Consider the following 19,571-nt stretch of genomic DNA (forward strand, 5'->3'; position numbering starts at 1 on the left):
AATAGTAGTATTACAATGAAACATTCTTTCAAGCATACAGCGTATTTATTTATAATGGCGTGTTCTTTAATTACATTTTCTTCTTGTACATCTAAGGAGAAAAAAGTTGAAGGTGTTGAAGACGACAAACCAAACGTCGTTTTAATTTTAGTCGACGATCAAGGCTACGGCGATATTGCCGCTTTGGGGAATCCGTATATTAAAACGCCAAATATAGACCAGCTACATGCCACAAGTGCACGATTTACAGATTACCATGTAAATCCAACCTGTGCACCAACTCGAGCTGCTTTAATGACAGGACGTAACGCAAACAGAACAGGAGTTTGGCATACCGTTAATGGACGCTCTATTCTTTTAGAAGGTGAAATAACGGCGGCACAAATCATGAAAGATAATGGGTATGCTACCGGAATTTTTGGAAAATGGCATTTAGGAGATAATTATCCATCTCGACCTCAAGATAGAGGTTTTGAAGAGGTTTTAATCCACGGAGGTGGTGGTATTGAACAAACTATGGACCAATGGGATAACGATTATTTTAATGATACCTATCACCACAACGGAAAATTAGAAAAATTTGAAGGGTTCTGTACCGATATTTGGTTTGATGAAGCCATGAAGTTTATGGCTAAAAATAAGGCTGAAAATAAACCGTTTTTTTGCTATTTGCCTACCAATGCTGCGCATACACCATATTTCGTAGCCGACAAATATTCTGATCCTTATAAAGATAACGAGAACATTCCAAATGCTGCTTTTTATGGTTTAATTGCAAATGTCGATGAAAATATAGGAAAGCTTACCGAATATTTAAATTCAAGCGGATTGATGGATAATACCATTTTAATATTTATGACTGATAACGGAACCTCGGCAGGAGCAAAAATCCCTAAAACAGACGATCGCTTAGATGGATTTGTAACGACAGGGTTTAATGCAGGTATGCGAGGTATAAAAGCGAGTAAGTATGAAGGCGGACACCGTGTGCCTTTATTTATTCATTGGAAAAACGGTGGTATTACAGTGGGTAAAGATATTGATGCCTTAACTGCTCATTACGACGTACTTCCTACGTTAATCGATTTGTGTGATTTAGAAGTAAAAGACGATATTAAATTCGACGGACAAAGTTTAAAACCGTTAATACAAGGTGATGATTCAGAGTTTAAAGACCGAATCGTAATTACAAATTCGCAACGTATTGCTGTGCCGGAAGCGTGGAGAAGAACCTCGCTGATGCAGGGTAAATGGAGATTGGTAGATGGTACAGAACTTTACGATTTAAAAACAGATCCTGAGCAACGTAATAATATTGCAGATCAGCATCCTGAAAAAGTGGAAGAATATAAAACCGTTTACGATGCTTGGTGGGCAGAATTATTACCAGGTTATAGCGATTTACCACGTATTTATGTGGGACATGCAGCCGAAAATCCTACAACATTATATTGTCACGATTGGCATACCGAAACGATAAGTCCGTGGCACCAAAGACATATACGCGAAGGATATATCGATAATGGATATTGGTTACTTAAAGTGGCCGAAGCAGGAACATATAATATAAAATTACGTCGTTGGCCTTCAGAAACCAAATTAGCTTTAGGCGCTGAAGCTGAAATTCGTCCTGAAATTCCTGGTACTAGTGTGAGTACATCAAAAAAAGGAAAAGCCTTACAAACAAAAAATGCACGCATTAAAATTCAAGATGAAGAAGCGTGGCAAGTTGTAGATGCTACGCAGGAATATGTGGAGTTTACAGTCGATTTAGAAGCTGGAGATACGCAACTTCAAACTTGGTTTACGTTAGCTGATAAAACTGAATTAGGCGCGTATTATGTAACTGTAGAAAAAATTTAACAATGATAAAAAGTAAAATAGCAAGTGTATTTGTTTTAGGACTTTTGGTTTCTAATGTAATGTTTGGGCAGTCTAAGCAGGCGATTCAAAAACCGAATATCGTTATCATTTATACAGACGATCAAGGGTATGGAGATGTAGGTGCTTTAAATCCAGAAGCGAAATTTAAAACGCCAAATATGGATAAAATCGCAAACGAAGGCATCATTTTTACAGATGGACATAGTAGTGATGCGGTTTGTACACCTTCACGTTATAGTTTGCTTACTGGTCGTTATAGTTGGAGAACGAGTTTGAAAGAGAATGTGTTGCATGCAGATGGACCCTGCTTAATCGAAAAAGATAGAATGACCATTGGGTCCTTGCTTCAAGCTAATGGCTACCAAACAGCCATGGTTGGGAAATGGCATTTGCAAATGGAATTTGTGGGGGAACGTGGAAAAGATCGGGATTGGTCTAAACCTTTTAAAGAAGGTCCAATAGAGCATGGTTTCGATTATTTCTTCGGCATTGCTGCCTCTATGAATTATGGAATTTTAACCTATTTAGAAAATGACCGTGTGTTAGAAGCGCCAAATTTATGGACAAAAAAGAAAATGGATGTCACGCCTAGAACGTATCGTATGACGCCACCGTATCAGGACCATAGAGATAGGGGATTTGTTGAGGTTGCTCCGTCTTTTAACGACGAATTGGTATTAGAAACTTTAGCAAATAAAGCTGTAGAGTATATTGATGAAGCATCAAAACAAGGTAAACCATTCTTTTTGTATTTACCATTAACGAGTCCGCATTTGCCACATGCTACGCATCCCGATTTTCAGGGTAAAAGTGACTGTGGAAATTATGGTGACTTTATGCAAGAAACCGATTATCGCGTAGGTCAAGTATTAGATGCTTTACAAGCAAATGGCATTAAAGATAATACGTTAGTAATTTTCTCATCAGATAACGGAGCAGAATCTAATTATATCTATCAAAGAGATACCTATAATCATTATAGTAATTTAATTTTCAAAGGCGGAAAACGGGATATTTATGAAGGCGGACATCGTGTACCATTTTTAATGCGTTGGCCAAAGACTATAAAAGCAGGAGGTGTTGTAAATACGCCTGTAAGTCAGACCGATTATTTAGCAACGATAGCAGATATTGTAGGCGCAAAACTTCCAGATACTGCTGCAGAAGATAGTTATAGTTTGTATAATTATATGAAGAATCCAACTTCAGAATTAGATAAAGACCGTCCGGTAATTCATCATTCATTTACAGGGCATTTTGCCATTAGACAAGGCCAATGGAAATTAAATATGCTTCGGGGATCTGGAGGGTCTTTAGAACCTGTAATTTTTGAACCAAAAGCAGGAGAAGCCATTTACGAATTATACGATATGGTAAATGATCCAGGAGAAACAAAAAATCTGTATTTCGAACATCCAGACATTGTAAAAGCAATGACTAAAAGGATTAGTGAGATTATTAATACCGGAAGGTCGACTGAAGGGAAATCGCAACCTTTTGTAACACACAATTGGGAACAAGTGACTTGGATGAATCTAAACTAAAAGAAGCGCATTAACCACCAATGTCATTCAGAACGTTACCTAAGCAGAATGAAGAATCTTATTTTAGATGAAGACAAATTCAATGTATTTTAGGATAATAACTTATTCGGATAATAAAACAAAATAATATGAAAAAAGTAAGTATTTGGGTATGTTCATTTCTATGTTTAATAGGGAGTCTAGAAACAAAAGCGCAATCCGAGGATGGATTTGTAGATATTTTTAATGGCAAGAATTTAGACGGTTGGTATCTAAAAATTCGAAGCGGAGATGAAGATATGGCTAAAAAAGTATTCGCTATAGAAAATGGAATGATTCATGTTTTTAATGCCGATTTCCCAAAAGAATATAAACTAAATACAGGTGAGAACGATACACATGGCTTAATCTATTCTAAAAAGAAATACAGCAAGTATATTTTAAAATTCGAATATAAATGGGGCGACCGTATAGCAAATAATTTTAAACAATGGCAGTATGATGCTGGTGTGTATTACCATGTGGTAGACGATGCGGTTTGGCCTTTAGGCATCGAATATCAGATTAGATACGATCATACTACAAAACGCAATCATACCGGAGATTTAATTCGACCAAAAGGAGCAGGTTACGATTGGTACAGTACATCGAGCAAAAAAGGAGGAACATATTTGCATCCGGAGCATGGTGGGATTTTAGAAGATAAATCAGATTGGATGCATTTGGCAAGTCCGACCACAAATTTTAATGGCGTAAATAATGAATGGAATCAATGCGAGATTATTGTAATGGGAAGCGAGTATGCCATTCATAAGTTAAATGGTAACGTGGTGAACATGGCTGTTAATTTAAAACCTTCAGAAGGAATTTTTGGATTTCAGTCTGAAACTGCAGAGATATACTATAGACATATAAGAATTAAAGAATTTGATGAAGTTGTTCCTGCAGAAACCTTTTTAAATTCAAAAAAATAAGCTTTCAGTCATAAATTGTTTTAATGTATTAAAAGGTTTCAAATATCAAATGCATGTATTACAAATAGAACATAACGTATAGTGTTTTTTTCGCTATACGTTTTTTTGGACCCTATGTTTAATAAAACAAAACTTTATTATAATGTATCTATATATTATTTATAGGTGTATTTCTTCAAGGGGTTTATTGAGTTTCAGTCACGTTTTGCTTAGGTGTTTATAGTCAATTTTAGAGTAATCATAAAAAATTAAAATAGGACTGTTCAAAATATGTATAGGGTTTTAATCATGTCAAATTCAACTACCTATTGAGTTGTATTCAAAATTAAATTCAAAATTAGGACCATTTGTTATAGAGCCCAGTAAAATGGGCGTTTTTAGGCATAAATGGGTTTAAATTTATTAAGATTGGCTCATATTTTATATCAAAAAAAAGCTGAGCGTTCTATTATTGTAAAGTGATTTAAGCAGAAATGATTTTAAAACACAGTTAAGATATAATTATAAAATTAATACGATTTAAATATATGAATTTACTAAAAGGAACATTCGTAGCTTGTCTTTGTGCTGCCACGTTAATTGGATGCGATTCAAAAAAGAAAGATGTAACCGTATCTTCAGTTAATGAAACTGCAGAGATCGTTCATACAGATCGCATTGCCGATTTGAGTGTAGAAAAAGTTAAAACAACATTAGCCTATTTAACGGTGGCCGACAGTTTTCCAAGAAATATAAGTCAAGGCCAAAAAGATTGGAATCTTGTAGGAGTTACAGATTGGTGTTCTGGTTTTTGGCCAGGCGTACTTTGGTATGCTTACGAACTGTCTGACGATCCTGAAATAAAAGCAGGAGCAGAGAAATTTACTGCACCTTTAAAAGAGATTGCCTATTCGCCAGCAGATAATCATGATATTGGTTTTATGGTATATTGTAGCTATGGAAACGGATACAGATTAACGGGGAATGAAGAGTATAAAACGGTTATGTTAGCCGCTGCAGATACTTTAGCAACGTTATACAACCCTAAAGTAGGAACCATTTTGTCTTGGCCAGTAATGGTACCAAAAATTGGATACAATACTATTATTGATAATATGATGAATTTAGAACTTTTATTTTGGGCTGCTAAAAATGGTGGCGATAAAAGTTTATATGATCTAGCCGATAGTCATGCTGAAAAGTCTATGCAATATTTAGTACGTCCAGATTATTCAATTTATCACGTAGCCCTTTTTGATGAAAAGACGGGTAAATTTAAAAAAGGAATCACTCATCAAGGTTATGCAGACGATTCGATGTGGGCCAGAGGTCAAGGTTGGGGAATTTATGGTTTTGCTATGTCTTATAGAGAAACAGGTAAAGAAGCGTATTTAGATACGTCTATAAAATTAGCCGATCACTTTTTAGAACGTTTACCAGAAGATGGTATTCCGTATTGGGATTTTGACGATCCAAAAATACCTGATGCCCCTAAAGATGCATCAGCTGCTTCATTAATAGCCTGTGGAATGCTAGAACTAGCAGACCAAGTAAAAGATAAAGATTTAAAAGAGAAGTATACAAATGCAGCCAAATCTTTAATGGAAAAACTAGAATCTGATACTTATTTTAGCGGAGATACTAACGAAGCCTTATTATTACATTCTACAGGACATCTTCCTAATAATTCAGAAATAGATGTACCTATAATATATGCAGATTATTATTTTATGGAAGCTTTATTAAGATTAGAAAAGCTTGAACAAAATATTGCACAGAACTAATTTAGTTTGTTTTTTTGTAAATCAAGATGTGATTTTACACCATATCTCATTTGGTTTTAACCCTTTTAGAATGACTTCTAAAAGGGTTTTTTTATACGTATTACATAAGCGAATTGTTGCTTTAGTTGCCTTTTAATCTGGTTTTAATCTCTACTTACAGCCTTTCAATTGAAATTAAAATGTAGCTAGCACATCTTTCCTGTAAAACACCTTTTTAAGTTACTAAATTGTTAAAAAAGCAATGCATTTACCAGGTTAAAAACAGTAGTGTACAAGCTTAAATTAGAAGTGTAATTATTAGAATAAATAAGATGTAAATCGGCTCAATGTTAAGGATTCTTGTTTTCTATCCCTCACATAAACTGATATAGGAGTGATTTGTGTGGAATTATTAAAATAAATGAGTTTTGTTGAAAAAACGTAATTTTTTAAGATTTATTTATGAGAATTTGTTAAAATAATGCCAATTTTAAGTCTGTTTTATTTATTTTTAACCTTAAAAAATTGGTTAACCAGTTTGTATTGATAATCAATATGTTATGCTGTATGTTTTGTTTTTTTTGAGTCGTAATGACCAAAATAATGTGACATTTTTATCTAAAAATTTAGATTAAAAGTGTTTCCGAGTCGTTTTTAGAAATTTGTTTTAATTATTGATGTATTGTTAAAAAGAGCTATTACAAAAAGTGATTAAAATATTAATTATGTGTTAAATATGTGAATTTGGTAATCCTATAGGTGAAAAAAACAGGTCTAAGAGGTCTAATTCTGTTAAATCCAATGTTTATAAGGATTGTTAGGCAAAAATGGGTGATAAGTTAGATAGATAGAATCATGATTTAGACTATAAATAAGACATTATTTATAAAATTGTTAACAGAAACACCAAATAAAATGTTAACGTTTTAAATCTGGTATTCAACAAACATTATTAACGTAAAACAATCTATTATGACCAAAAAAAAATTACTTAAGCACCATCCTAAACCAAATGGTGTTTATCTGAAAACAACAAACTATAATACAGACCTATATCCTGAAATAGGTTTTTAAATTTCAACAACTAAGTAAAATAGTATAACTAAAAAATAATTTATGTATAAGAATTATAATTTTAAAAAGTCTTCGATAACGCCAGCACTGTTTTTGGCCTTATTGCTAAGCTTATCTTATAGCGGTACATATGCTGCAAACGATACGTATAAATTAGTTAATGAAGCAAGTATAAGCGAACAGAATTTAACAATTACAGGAACTGTAACTTCAGCAGAAGATGGGATTCCAGCAGCTGGAGTAAACGTAATTTTAAAAGGTGTACAGGGTGTTGGTACGGTAACAGATTTTGATGGTAACTATTCTATAGATGTACCATCTGCATCTTCAGTACTTATGTTTAGCTCTATTGGATATGTATCTCAAGAAATATCTGTAGCAGGAAAAACAAACTTAAATGTAATGTTACAAACCGACATTAGTGAATTAGATGAAGTTATTGTAGTAGGATTTGGTACTCAGAAAAAAGCAACACTTACTGGATCTGTAACACAAGTAAAAGGAGACGATGTTGTAAGAGGTAAAGGTACTTCTAGTGCAGCTTTAGCCTTACAAGGTGAGGTTCCTGGTTTAGTAGTAACTCGTACGTCTTCTCGTCCAGGTAATGAAGGTACAGATTTACAAATTCGTGGTGCTGCTTCTGTAAATAACATTAGTCCACTTATTTTATTAGACGGACTTGAAATTCCAGAATGGCAATTAGCCACAATTAACCCTAACGACATCGAATCGTATTCAGTACTTAAAGATGGTTCTGCAGCTATTTTCGGTACAAAAGCTGCCGGTGGTGTAATTTTAGTTACAACTAAAAAAGGTAAGCAAGGGAAAATGATTGTGACTTATAAAGGTGAAACGCAAGCGAATATCCCTCACGATTTCCCGCTAGCTGGTATGCAAGAATGGGCTCAGATGTGGATCGAAGCAGGAGATAATGATGGTATTGATTTCTTAGATTCTGACGGGAACACGCAAACAGCAGCATCAAACTACCGTTTCTTTTCGAGAGATGAATTGGTATCTATTGTTAATGGAACTTTTCCTATGCAACCTGAATCTTACTATTGGTTAGGGAAAGATCATTATTTTGAAGATGTCAATCAATTTGATGCACAATACGGAACAACATTCTCACAAAGACACGATTTTTCTTTGTCTGGTGGTAATGAAAATGCAACCTATAGAACATCTTTTGGTTATGCAGATGAACGTTCTCCAATCGATGTAACTTACGATGGACAAAGACGTTATAACTTCCGTACAAACTTAACTTATAAAGTAAACGACTTAATTACTACAGATTTTACAGTGTCATATGATAACAGAACAACAGATACACCTACACAAGGTGTTGGACAAGGAGTTCAAGATATGAGTATATTCCCATTGTATAACCCATTAGGTCAGTATTACGATAATTTTGGAGGGAATAACCCAATAGCAAAATTAAAAGAAGGTGGTCGTACAACTAACAATGATGAAATTTTCCGTTTAGGAGGTAAAATTACTTTAGACTTAGACCAATATGTAGAAGGATTATCTTTTAGTTATTTCGGAAACATCAGTTCAAAAAACAATCGTAAAGTTGTGCGTAATACCTCAATTACTATGTATGATTGGTTTGGTAATGTAACATTTACACCAACAACGTTGTTAGGATCTAATGCTACGGAAACTGGAGGAAAACAATTTTTTCAAAACCATGTGTTCCAAGGAAATTACGGGCGTAGTTTTGGAAACCACAACATTAACTTTTTATTAGGTTATACGGCAGAACAAACAAACAATACAGGTTATAGTATGTATCGTTCTAATTTTGCATCAGATGATTTAGATGCTATAAATACGGGTGATGCTACAACCCAAACTAATGGAGGAACAGCTAGTGAATTTGGATTAGTATCTTATATCAGTAAATTTAATTACGATTATAACGGAATCTATTTATTAGAAGCTATGGCAAGACGTGATGGTTCATCTCGTTTACATCCAGATTACCGTTGGAAAAATTTCTATGGTGCTTCTGCAGGTATCGTATTTTCTGAAATGAGCTTTTTAGAAGACAGTGTCTTCGACCTATTAAAATTCCGTTTCTCTTATGGTGAAACAGGATCTGTTACAGGTATTGGAACTTACGATTACTTTTCTAATATGGGGTTAGGGACTACTGTATTTGGTGAAACACCAGCATTACAAAATACGGCATGGATTAATGGTATGACATCTATAGATCGTAGTTGGGAGCGCGTAGGAATAACTAACTATGCAATAGATATGGCTTTTTTAAATAATAGATTAACAGCAACTGCAGAATACTTTATTCGTGAGAATGACGATATGTTAATTAATATCACATATCCAGAAATATTAGGTGCAACGGCTCCTAAAACAAACAGTGGAGATTTTAGAACAACAGGTTATGAATTATCTGCAAACTGGAGAGACCAAATAGGTGATTTTAGTTATAATATTGGTTTGAGCTTCTGGGATAATAAGAGTGAAGTTACAAAAATGGAAGGTGCAAACAATATTGCTTTAGGTGTCAATTCAACGATAGAAGGAAAACCATTAAATGCTATTTATGCTTATAAAACAGATGGAATTTTCCAAACCGAAGATCAAGTCCTAAATTATTATAACCAAGTTGGTTTTGATGATCCTTCAGATCAAAACACAATGAAAGCGGGTACAATATTACCACGCTATAGAAGTGCAGACCGTTTAGTACCAGGAACTGTAAATCGTGTAGATACAAACAATGATGGTATTATTAATACAGACGATTTAGTGTATGTTGGAGATACTGCTCCTCATGAGAGTTTTGGTATTAATCTTGGTTTTGCTTACAAAGGATTTGATTTCAGTGCATTCTTTCAAGGTGTAGCCAATGTAAATATTGTAAGAGGAGGAGCTTTAGCATATCCGTTTAATTCATGGTGGACAAACCAAAACTCAACTTATTTAGGTAAAACTTGGAATGAAGATAATACAGGAACAAAATACCCTGCAATGTACTATAATGGTAATAGAGTAAACTGGAACTATAAGCAATTAAATGATATAGGTGTTATTAAAGCCGCTTATATGCGTGCTAAAGTAATCTCTTTTGGATATACGCTTCCACAAGAAACTTTACAAAAAATGAAAATGGATCGTGTACGTTTTTCTGTAACAGGAAACGATTTATTCGTAATTTCTAATATACAAGATGGTTTAGATCCAGAAGCACCATCTTCTGCAGGTCAAGGACAAACTGTACCTTTCGTTTCATCTTTAATTTTAGGTGTAGAATTAACATTTTAATGATTAATTATAATTTTAAGAATATGAAAACTATAAATATTAATATAAAGAGAATAGGTATCGTAGCGGCCCTTTCAGCTTTTACACTTACAGGCTGCTCAGAGTACCTTGATCAGGAACCGCAAGATACAGTAACTGAAGCTGTATATTTTGAAACTGCCGAACAGTTTGAGTTTGCTGCAAATAACTGTTATACTGCTATGGGATTTGACTATGGTGATGACTCTTCAGATTTATCTGGAAATATAGGTGATACCTATGGTGCAGGAGAAACCGTTACACCAACATCAGATGATATCTGGGACGATAATTATACAAGATTACGTTACCCTAATCAATTAATTGAAAAAGCAGTAGATTATCCTGGAGAGCAATCAGAGATTGCAGCTTCTGTAGCTACCGCATATTTCTTCAGAGCATGGCATCATACTATTTTGCTTAAACGTTTTGGAGGTGTGCCTATAGTAACACGTTCTTTAGATGTTGTGTCAGAAGAACTGTACGCGCCAAGAAATAGCCGTTACGAAGTTCTAGCTCAAATTTTTAGCGATTTAGATGTCGCTATTGCAGATTTACCTTCGCAAAACGGATTATCGGCTTCAGATAAAGGTAAAATTACTTTAGAAGCAGCTAAGTCTTTTAAAGCTAAAATGTTACTATATGCTGCAACTTGGGACAAATATGTAGGTACCGCTACAGATGGTGATGGTACAAGTGTTGGTGCAGGTTCTACAAAGCCAGCAGATTATCCAAGTGTAGATGCCATGTTGCAAGAAGCTAAAGCACTAGCTTTAGAAGTCATGAATAGTGGTGCTTACCAATTATGGGATCACCGTGAAGAATTAGGAAATAGAAATTTATACTATTTATTTAATTTAGAAGATGGTGGATCTAACCCAGCTGGTTTATCTAAAGCAGATAATAATGAGTATATTATTCAAACGACTTACGATTTTACATTAAGACAAATTCGTCAAAATTTAACACATGCTAAAGGGTTAACACCTAACCGTAAGTTAATGGATATGTTCTTGTGTGAAGATGGACTACCTGTACAACACTCTGCAGTATTCGAAGGATACCAAGAAATGACTTCGGAGTACCAAAACAGAGATTACCGTTTAACGAGTTTAACACGTACACCTTTGGTACAATACTGGGGATGGGGATCTAACGTTGATGGCGGTGGAGCTCAATACGAAGCAGGTTTTGAAAATAGTGGTATAGATTACGATTACCGTTATGTCCCAAATTTAATAGATCCAGGTGCAGGACGTAATATTGGATATTCTGGTGTGAAATTTACTACAGAATATAAGTTACGTGAAACTCGAGAAGAATCTTATAACTACCCATATTTACGTTATGCAGAAGTATTGTTAACCTATGCAGAAGCTACTGTAGAATTAGGTGGAGGTACAATTTCTGATGCAGATTTAGATATGTCTATTAATAAATTGAGAGAGCGTGCGAATGTAGCGCCTTTATCAAATGCTTTAATTGCACCATATTCAGATTTAAATATGCTGGGTGAAATTCGTCGTGAGCGCGCTATTGAATTGTTTGGTGAAAATCATCGTTTTGACGACTTAAAACGTTGGGGTATTGCTGAAGAAGAATTAGGACATGCTATTACTTTAAATTATGTTGATGGTACTGAGTATGAAACAGCAGAAGATCCTAAAAACCCAGGAAGCTTAATTTATAAGCCTTCAGGATTCTCTTATGGAACAACATCTTCTGAATATGCTGTATCTACGTATTCTGGTATTGCAACGACAAAACCAGGGTCTTTAATTTTAGATATTGCAGGAAATAGAAACTTTTCTCTAAATAACTATGTGGATCCAATTCCATCAGATCAAATCAGATTAAACCCTGAATTATTACAAAACCCAGGATGGTAAGATTTATGTTGTAAGTCTTAAATCTATTTATATTTAACTTTAAAAGCAGTTGCGATTCTTTCGCAGCTGCTTTTTTTTTGCATCAATATCATGGTCATTTTTTTGGTTTTCAAGAAATTTTAGGTGTCTTATCTTTCATAATAACAAGCTAAAAGTTGAGTATTTTTAATTTCAATTGTGATTATTTAGACTAGCTAAGTGTATTTTTATTGTCTTAAAATCATATTCTAGATCATGTTTTATGACTACAGATAATAGGCTTAAAAAAAACTAAAAATCAAACATGCAGTCGTACAAAAGCCTTTTTTCAATCCTCTTATTCATAAACAAAATGTATACATATTAGATGTGTAAAGAATTTAGTTTGAAAAGCATGTAATTCTTTAAAACCCCCTTTAAACACCAGTAAATATGTCAAAAATGGATTATGTGTTATAGTAATTGAACTATAATTTATTCAAAATTTAAGGAACAAGATTTAGATTGCAGTAGTTATTGTTTATTAAGTCTTAAAGAAAGTAGTTAAGTCTTTAAGGCATGTTAGAATTGGTTTAAAATTCATCCAAGGCGACACATATTTCAAATTGGGTGAATTTTTTATAAGATGTTAATCAGAATTTTTTCATAAAACATAAACAAGCATATATACTAAACATATGAAAATAATTAGAATGTATATCACACTTATGTTTTTGTTGTGTTGTGCTAGTTTTACAAATGCACAACATAGTATAAGCACAAACCTTGGAGAGGCCCCAATTCATGGCGGATTTGAAATGGATGGGTATTGGGTGTGGGGAAGTTCTGTAATAAAGGGCGACAATGGTATGTACCATATGTATGCTTCGCGCTGGCCAAAATATTTACCGTTCCATCCAGGTTGGATGATAGCTTCAGAAATTGTACATGCCACTTCTACAACACCAGAAGGGCCGTATCAATTTCAAGATGTAGCACTTGGAGCTCGTGGCGCTCAGTTTTGGGATGGTCGTTCTACTCATAATCCTAAAGTTGTAAAATATCAGGATACTTACATTTTATACTATATGGGATCTACGCATCCGTTTGAAGAGGTAACTACACAAAATGTAAATCAATTCGATTTAAAAAGCAAATGGTGTATTGCAGGACGTTGGGGAAAACGAATTGGAATGGCAACATCTAAAAATCCGAACGGACCATGGACACGCTTAGATAAACCTATTTTAGATGTAAAACCAAACTCATTTTATAGTTTTTTGACCTCAAATCCATCTCCTTTAATTAAAGAGGATGGTTCTGTGGTTTTATTATTTAAAGGCAGAAACTATAAGGCAGATGGTATTTCGAATAGTGATATGAGTATTGGCGTAGCGACGGCTCCAACTTACGATGGTCCGTATACTGTTATGGGAGACCAGCCATTGTTTTCAGTCGATCATTTGGGAGAAATTGAAGATCCGCATATTTGGAGTGATGCTGAAGGTTATCATTTGGTTGCTAAAGATCAACGAGGTACAATAACCGGATACGCAGGCGATGGACTTCTAGCACATTCTAACGATGGTTTGCATTGGGAAGTCGATAAAAATCCAAAAGCGTATACAAAAACAGTGCAATGGGATAATGGGAAAACCATAACACAAGGACAGTTAGAACGTCCGTTTGTGTTTGTAGAAAACGGGAAACCAACGCATATATTTTTCGCAACTATGGATGGTCCTGGTGGATTTGGAAACGGAACAAAAACATGGAATATGGTAATTCCTTTACAAAATAACTAATTATAAAAACTAAACAATAAGGCATATTGCCTGAGCTAATAACTAAAAACATGAACAAAAAAATAATATTATGGTCTATTACCGCAGCACTTGCCGGATTCTTATTCGGTTTTGATGTGGTTGTGATTTCTGGGGCCGATAAAAAATTACAAGCCTTATGGGGGTCTTCAGAAGCATTTCATGGCGCTGTTGTCATGGGCATGGCGCTTTGGGGAACTGTAGTTGGTGCTATTTTTGGAGGTCTTCCAACCAATAAATATGGGCGTAAAAACACATTAATTGTTATTGGGATTTTGTTTGCAGTTTCTGCCATAGGTTCGGCATTTTCTAACGACCCTTATGTGTTTGCATTTGCACGTTTTATTGGTGGATTAGGAGTTGGCGCCTCTACAATTGCGGCACCTGCTTATATTTCAGAAATTGCTCCGGCAAAAGATAGAGGGCGATTGGTTGCCATGTATCAGTTTAACATTGTTTTTGGTATTATGATTGCGTATTTATCAAATTATCTATTGAGTAATATCGGTGAAAATTCATGGCGATGGATGCTCGGTGTAGAAGCTATCCCTGCAGTTTTATATATTTTATTCGCCTTAAAATTACCAAAAAGTCCGCGTTGGTTATTATCACAATCAAGAGAAGCAGAGGCAAGAGAGGTCTTAAAAATTATTGATCCGAATGCAGATATTGATGCTCAGGTACAAGAGTTTAATTCGCATTCAGAAAAGAGTGATAAGTCTGAAACTATATTCATTAAAAAATACAGATTTCCGTTAATGCTTGCATTTTTAATCGCATTTTTCAATCAGTTTTCAGGAATCAATGCCGTGTTATATTATGCGCCTCGTATTTTCGAAGCAGCAGGATTAGGAGAAAATTCAGCATTATTAAATAGTATTGGTTTAGGTGTAACTAATCTTGTATTTACATTGTTAGGAGTGTTCTTAATTGATAAACTGGGAAGAAAAACGTTAATGTATATTGGTTCTTTAGGCTATATTGTATCCTTAGGACTTTTAGCAGCGGCCTTTTTATTAGAATGGTCAGGTATGGCAGTACCATTTTTCTTATTTTTATTTATCGGAGCTCATGCCGTAGGTCAGGGAGCTGTAATTTGGGTGTTTATTTCAGAAATTTTCCCAAATCATTTACGTGCTTCTGGTCAAGCTTTTGGTAGTTCAACACACTGGATTTTGGCAGCTCTTATTCCTTCATTATTTCCATTCTTATTAAAATTAGTTGGAGGAGGCGTTGTTTTCCTTGTGTTTGCTGTAATGATGGTTTTCCAATTATTATTTGTAGCGTTTATGATGCCAGAAACGAAAGGAAAAACCTTAGAAGAGATAGAAGATGTGATGCTTAGAAAGAAAATATAAAAACATCAAGCTAAATTAAAAAATGACTAAAAAAATTATCTGCATACTAATTTTATTTCTGTCTTGTAAGGGCTTTGCATCTCGGGTAGATACATTGCTAGTGCATAGTCATGCCATGAACAAAGAAGTGAAGAACGTGGTGATAATACCAGATAATTATTCAAAGACAAACACGGCTTATAATGTGGTGTATTTACTACATGGTGCGGGAGGAGATTACAAAGCGTGGTTAGGAAAAGCACCAGCCATAAAGAAATATGCAGATGATTATAACATTATTATTGTGTGTCCAGACGGCGATAAAACCAGTTGGTATTTTGATAGTCCAATAGACGCCTCAATGAAATATGAAACCTACGTTTCTGATGAATTGATTACCAAAATAGATCAAACGTATAATACGACTGCAAGCAAATCGGGAAGAGCCATCTCAGGATATAGTATGGGCGGCCACGGCGCATTGTATTTAGCATTCAAGCATCAAGATATTTGGGGAGCCGTTGCTAGTATGAGTGGTGGAGTCGATATTCGCCCGTTTCCATTACGATGGGATATAGCCAAAAGACTAGGGACTTATGCTGAAAATAAAGCGCATTGGGAGCAAAACACCGTTATTAATTTGGTCTATTTATTAGATGGTAAACAGTTAAATATTCTATTTGATTGTGGCGTAGATGATTTTTTTTATGATGCAAATCTTAGACTTCATAACAAACTTAAAGCACGTAATATACCACACGACTTTATTTCTCGACCAGGCGGACATACCAACACATATTGGAGTAACTCTATACAATATCATATGCTATTCTTTAATGATTTTTTTAAGAATTCTAAAAACTAAAAATTATGAATTTTAAACTATTTACTGTTGTAATGTTTGCTGTTTTTTGTCTGTCTTGTAAAGAAACACCTAAAGCAAAAGATGTCGCAGTTATTGAAGAAAAATTAGAGCAACCTAACATTGTTGTCTTACTGTGCGACGATTTAGGTTATGAGGATTTATCTGCTTTTGGGCATCCCGTAATTGAAACTAAAAACTTAGATAAGTTAGCCAATACAGGAATAAAATTAACCGATTTTTATTCTACTGCACCAGTATGTTCCTCTTCAAGAGCGGGTTTGCTAACAGGAAGAAGTCCAAATCGTGCAGGTATTTACGATTTTATTCCAAGCTATAAAAAGAGTGAAGATAACAGAGATTTAGTGCATCTTCAAGCAGATGAAGTTACGATTCCAGCCGTGCTAAAATCTGTAGGTTATGAAACCTGTTTGGTTGGGAAATGGCACTGTTCGTCTCAATTTAATTCTACAGCACAACCACAGCCTAACGATTTTGGTTTCGACTATTGGTTTGCTACACATAACAATGCATCTCCAAGTCATGAAAATCCGAAAAACTTTGTTAGAAACGGAGAAAAGGTTGGTAAAATTCAAGGATATAGTAGTCAGATTGTTGTCGATGAAGCGATTACATGGCTAGATAAAAAATCTAGTAATGCACCATTCTTTTTGGAAGTTGCCTTTCATGAACCACATGAACCTATTGCATCTCCAGAAGATTTGGTTCAAAAATATTTACCATTAGCAAGGAATCGTGAAGAAGCAGAATTTTTTGCTAATGTAGAGAATGTAGACCTTGCCGTAGGCCGATTATTAGACTATTTCAAGACGCATAATATAACAAACACAATCATAGTTTTTAGCTCAGATAATGGTCCAGAAACCTTAAATAGATATCCAAAGGCTAAACATTCTTACGGTAGTCCAGGTCCATTACAAGGCATGAAATTATGGACTAATGAGGCTGGTTTTAGAGTGCCTGGTATTGTAAACTGGATAGGTAAAAAAACGTTTACAGGATCTACACAAGCAGTCGTGTCTGCCTTAGATTTATTGCCAACGTTTGCAGAGTTAGCAGGTGCAGAATTACCAGATAGAATTTTAGATGGAGAATCATTTACATCGCTATTAGAGACTGGACATTTTGAAAGAAAAAAATCTTTAACATGGGCCTTTTATGACGCCATTAACGCACGTCGTGTAGCAATGCGTAAAGGCGATTGGAAAATAATGGGGCGTTTAGAATTAGATAATAAAGAATTACCACATATACATAATTTATACGATGGCAATATTGAAGCTGTAAAACAAGCAAAACTTACAGATTTTGTGTTGTTTAATTTAAAGTCTGATATCGCAGAATCTAACAATGTGGCATCAACATATCCAGAGGTTTTTGAAGCGATGAAAACTGAATTTGAATCAGAGTACAACGCATTATTAACCGGGAGTCATATTTGGATTCGTGAAAACCAAGATGTAGAATAGTATATGTAGAAAATATTCATTTGTTTTTGTTTTTTTAATCGAGGTCGCTCATGCACAGTCTGCAATCCCTACCAGAATTGAACGTGAGCATCCGAGATTAATTAAAAAAGACCAAAAGGACTTTACAGAAACACTAAGAAAGCTTAAAAATAAAATTGCAATCATATTTAAAAGGATGAAAAATGAATAAACGTATTAAAAATTTAGACTTTAGTTTAGGAAATAGTAGGACATGTGTTATGGTCTTACTTTTAGCATGTAATGCCATGATTTTAAGTGCACAGCAATCTGCAGAAGTGTACTATTTAAAATTATCTGGCGCTATTAAAGAAGGTGAAATTGTTGTAAATAAATCAGAAGGAAAAGATGTAGAAGCATCTATTCATCGGAAAAATAAAATAAAATTATATCCAAACGTAGAGTTTCAAACGCTTGAAGGTTTTGGTGGTGCTTTTAACGAAATTGGAGGAGAGGCATTGATGTCCCTACCAACGGAATTACAAGATCAAGTTATAACAAACCTCTTTAGTTTAAATCAAGGGGCGAAACTAGTTTTTAATAGAACCGCTGTTGGTGCTAGTGATTTTGGACTTGATGCCTATAGTTATTCTGAAGTTCCTGAAGATTATAAAATGAAGCATTTTTCTATAGAAAGAGAAGACACTACAGTTATACCTTATCTTCAAAAAGCATTTAAAGCGAATCCTGATTTAAAATTATTTGCTTCACCATGGAGTCCACCAGCATGGATGAAATACTCCGGACTTATGGATCAAGGAGAAGATTTTCCTGAGAAGAATCAATTAAAAGATGAACCTAAAATTTATGAAGCTTATGCACTGTATTTTTCAAAATATATTCAAGCCTATGCCAAAAAAGGAATCGAGGTTGATCGGTTAGTTATTCAAAACGAAAATGATGCCAATACCAAATATCCTTCTAATGATATGTCTGTGGCTCAAATGAACAAATTAGTAAAATCATATTTACGTCCGCAGTTTAAAAAAGATAATATTGATACCGAAATTTGGGCAGGAACCTTTAGATCTTACGGCCGTTTAGATGCGCTTGAAATTGCCGCTAGCGAAGATTATAGAAATTTGTATGATGGTATTGGAATTCAATACACAAGTGGAATTTACATTCAACAAACTAAAGATCTTTACCCTGAAGTTCATTTAATGCATACTGAAGGGAATTGCGATGATGGAAAAAATAATTGGGGGCAAGCTTCAAAACGATTAGGAGAAATTGCAAACTATATTAACAGAGGTGTACCAAATTACTGTTATTGGAACATGATTTTAAATGAAACTACTGAAAGTGGTTGGGATTGGAAACAAAACTCGTTGATAAATATTGATAGAACCACAAAACGAGTAACATATAATCCAGATTATGCGGTTATTGGTTTTATGAGTCAATATTTGGTGCCAGGTGCTAAACGCATTGGTAACTTTTCTAGAGCCGATTTAATTTCAATAAAACATGAAGGAAAAGTTTATGTGCTTATTCAAAACACAAAGGATGAAGCTCAGGCATACGAATGTCAAATAGAAAATGAAGCGGGGGTTAAAGTTGAAATTCCAAGTAATTCATTAGCGGTTATTGTTTTAGATATTTAAAATTTCAGAATACTATAGAGAGTCATCATGCGTAAAATCGTAAATAAAAATATACAGATTTCCCTATTATGC

General features: G+C 34.5%; 11 protein-coding genes. All 11 read left to right on the forward strand.

Annotated features, from left to right (window positions below):
* Positions 1 to 15: 15 nt before the first annotated feature.
* The 11 genes from AST99_RS03395 (at position 16) to AST99_RS03445 (ending at position 19,499) form a co-directional block, all read left to right on the forward strand.
* Positions 16 to 1,863 carry an arylsulfatase gene (locus AST99_RS03395; protein ID WP_057779159.1) on the forward strand — a complete coding sequence of 616 codons (1,848 nt, stop codon included), beginning with the start codon at positions 16 to 18 and terminating at the stop codon, positions 1,861 to 1,863.
* A 2-nt stretch (positions 1,864 to 1,865) separates the two neighbouring features.
* Positions 1,866 to 3,428: a sulfatase family protein gene (locus AST99_RS03400; protein ID WP_057779161.1), complete on the forward strand. Its 1,563-nt coding sequence runs from the start codon at positions 1,866 to 1,868 to the stop codon at positions 3,426 to 3,428.
* A 128-nt stretch (positions 3,429 to 3,556) separates the two neighbouring features.
* Positions 3,557 to 4,381 (forward strand): 3-keto-disaccharide hydrolase, encoded by an 825-nt coding sequence (locus AST99_RS03405; RefSeq protein ID WP_057779163.1) that lies wholly within the window; start codon positions 3,557 to 3,559, stop codon positions 4,379 to 4,381.
* Between the two features lie 527 nt (positions 4,382 to 4,908).
* On the forward strand, positions 4,909 to 6,144 hold the full coding sequence (locus AST99_RS03410; protein ID WP_083495586.1) for a glycoside hydrolase family 88 protein: 1,236 nt from the start codon (positions 4,909 to 4,911) through the stop codon (positions 6,142 to 6,144).
* A 1,095-nt stretch (positions 6,145 to 7,239) separates the two neighbouring features.
* Positions 7,240 to 10,497 (forward strand): SusC/RagA family TonB-linked outer membrane protein, encoded by a 3,258-nt coding sequence (locus AST99_RS03415; RefSeq protein ID WP_069727792.1) that lies wholly within the window; start codon positions 7,240 to 7,242, stop codon positions 10,495 to 10,497.
* Positions 10,498 to 10,520: 23 nt separating this feature from the next.
* The gene (locus AST99_RS03420; protein WP_057779211.1) at positions 10,521 to 12,404 is read left to right on the forward strand and encodes a RagB/SusD family nutrient uptake outer membrane protein; all 1,884 of its coding nucleotides are present in this window, start codon (positions 10,521 to 10,523) and stop codon (positions 12,402 to 12,404) included.
* A gap of 656 nt (positions 12,405 to 13,060) precedes the next feature.
* Positions 13,061 to 14,167 carry a glycoside hydrolase family protein gene (locus AST99_RS03425; RefSeq protein ID WP_057779165.1) on the forward strand — a complete coding sequence of 369 codons (1,107 nt, stop codon included), beginning with the start codon at positions 13,061 to 13,063 and terminating at the stop codon, positions 14,165 to 14,167.
* Positions 14,168 to 14,217: 50 nt separating this feature from the next.
* Positions 14,218 to 15,543 carry a sugar porter family MFS transporter gene (locus AST99_RS03430; protein WP_057779166.1) on the forward strand — a complete coding sequence of 442 codons (1,326 nt, stop codon included), beginning with the start codon at positions 14,218 to 14,220 and terminating at the stop codon, positions 15,541 to 15,543.
* Positions 15,544 to 15,565: 22 nt separating this feature from the next.
* Positions 15,566 to 16,387, forward strand: a complete 822-nt coding sequence (locus AST99_RS03435) for an alpha/beta hydrolase (protein WP_057779168.1) — start codon at positions 15,566 to 15,568, stop codon at positions 16,385 to 16,387.
* Positions 16,388 to 16,392: 5 nt separating this feature from the next.
* A complete protein-coding gene (locus AST99_RS03440) occupies positions 16,393 to 17,874 on the forward strand; it encodes a sulfatase-like hydrolase/transferase (RefSeq protein ID WP_198151398.1) in 1,482 nt (493 codons plus the stop codon).
* Between the two features lie 182 nt (positions 17,875 to 18,056).
* Positions 18,057 to 19,499 (forward strand): glycoside hydrolase family 30 protein, encoded by a 1,443-nt coding sequence (locus AST99_RS03445; protein ID WP_057779170.1) that lies wholly within the window; start codon positions 18,057 to 18,059, stop codon positions 19,497 to 19,499.
* Positions 19,500 to 19,571: the final 72 nt, after the last annotated feature.

Origin of the sequence: Formosa algae (assembly GCF_001439665.1) — a bacterium.
GTDB classification, from domain to species: Bacteria; Bacteroidota; Bacteroidia; order Flavobacteriales; family Flavobacteriaceae; genus Formosa; species Formosa algae.